Source organism: Nitratidesulfovibrio liaohensis (assembly GCF_011682075.1).
GTDB classification, from domain to species: Bacteria; Desulfobacterota; Desulfovibrionia; order Desulfovibrionales; family Desulfovibrionaceae; genus Cupidesulfovibrio; species Cupidesulfovibrio liaohensis.
This window is the reverse complement of the sequence record NZ_VSMK01000603.1, coordinates 1-1,158: the sequence shown is the minus strand read 5'-3', so window position 1 is coordinate 1,158 and position 1,158 is coordinate 1. Positions and strand designations below refer to the sequence as shown.

1 protein-coding gene and 1 pseudogene are annotated in these 1,158 nt (G+C 70.4%); one reads left to right on the top strand and one right to left on the bottom strand.

The window, feature by feature from the left end:
* Positions 1 to 656: pseudogene (locus FVW27_RS16580) on the bottom strand (glycosyltransferase family 9 protein); the annotation flags it as partial.
* Positions 657 to 1,008: 352 nt separating this feature from the next.
* Between FVW27_RS16580 and FVW27_RS16575 the strand changes: the two are divergent.
* Positions 1,009 to 1,158: NAD(P)-dependent oxidoreductase (locus FVW27_RS16575; RefSeq protein WP_279586647.1), on the top strand; the 150-nt coding region annotated here is incomplete at its 3' end.

Below are 1,158 nucleotides of genomic sequence, written 5' to 3'. Positions count from 1 at the left end.
GCCGCCAGCGCATCGGGCGGCAGCGACCGGCGCGACATGCGCCCGGCCAGCACCACGCCGATGCCCCGCCCACCCCGCAGGGCGATGGGGTTTACCCGCGCCGGGGCAATGGGCCGGGGCGCAAGCGCCGCCCAGAAGTCCACGAGGTTCACGGGGGACAGGCGGCGGTGGGCCACCCAGCGAAAGGCCATGCGCATCCAGCGGTCGCGCAGGGGTTGACCGTTCAGGCTGCGGTAGCCGCGCACAATGTCGGGCGGAAACAGCGCGGCAAGGGCCATGTTCAGCCCGGAATTGTTCAGGTTGTAGACGGTATCGAAGCCTTCCGCCGCCAGGGCCGCGAAGGCGCGGGCGTTGTGCGCCAGCACGTCCGTCTGCGGGACACCGCCATGGGCGCGCACGCCGTGCACGGTGACGCCGGGGTAGACCAGCCGGGCCAGTTCCGCCAGCGTGGCGTCCACCGCCAGATGCACCTCGGGCAGATGCTCTTCAGGCAGATGCTCCTCGGGGGCGGGAGCAACCGCCTCCCCCGGGCCCTGCCCCGCGCCGTGCGTGCCGCCACCGTCGGTCCCCTCCCCGTTCAGCAACGACAGTACCAGACGCTTGGTCTGCACGAGATCGCCGAAGCGGGCCAGCTGGATGACGAGGTGTTTGGCCATGCGGGTGCCTGCCGGGTAATGGGATGCGCAAGGTGCTGGCGTCGTTGCGGGAATTGCCCGCATCAACCGTTGTCGGCAGACTAGCCCAAGTGCGGCGCGGCGGCAAGGCGGGCCGCGCAATACCGGACAATGCGAACGACGCCTGACGCGGCGGGGCCTGCCTGTTTCGTGGACAGGCCACAGGCCCGGCGCATCACCCCGTGAAATCCACGGCGTCAATCACAGTTGCCAACCGTTGCCCTTCCCGCGTCCGTCCCCCCCATGCCGCCCTTCCATCCCTCGCGTGCCATCCTTCCGCCCATCACGCTCCGGACCGGTTTTACTTTGCCTGCCCCTCGTGTATACGATCCCAATGCGCTATTATCCCCTGCTTCTCGACCTGCATGGCCGCGCCTGCCTGGTGGTGGGCGCGGGGGGCGTGGGGCGCCGCAAGCTGGCATCGCTGCTGGACAGCGGCCCGGCCAGCGTGCTGGTGCTGGACGCCAACCCGGCGGCCCCGGAC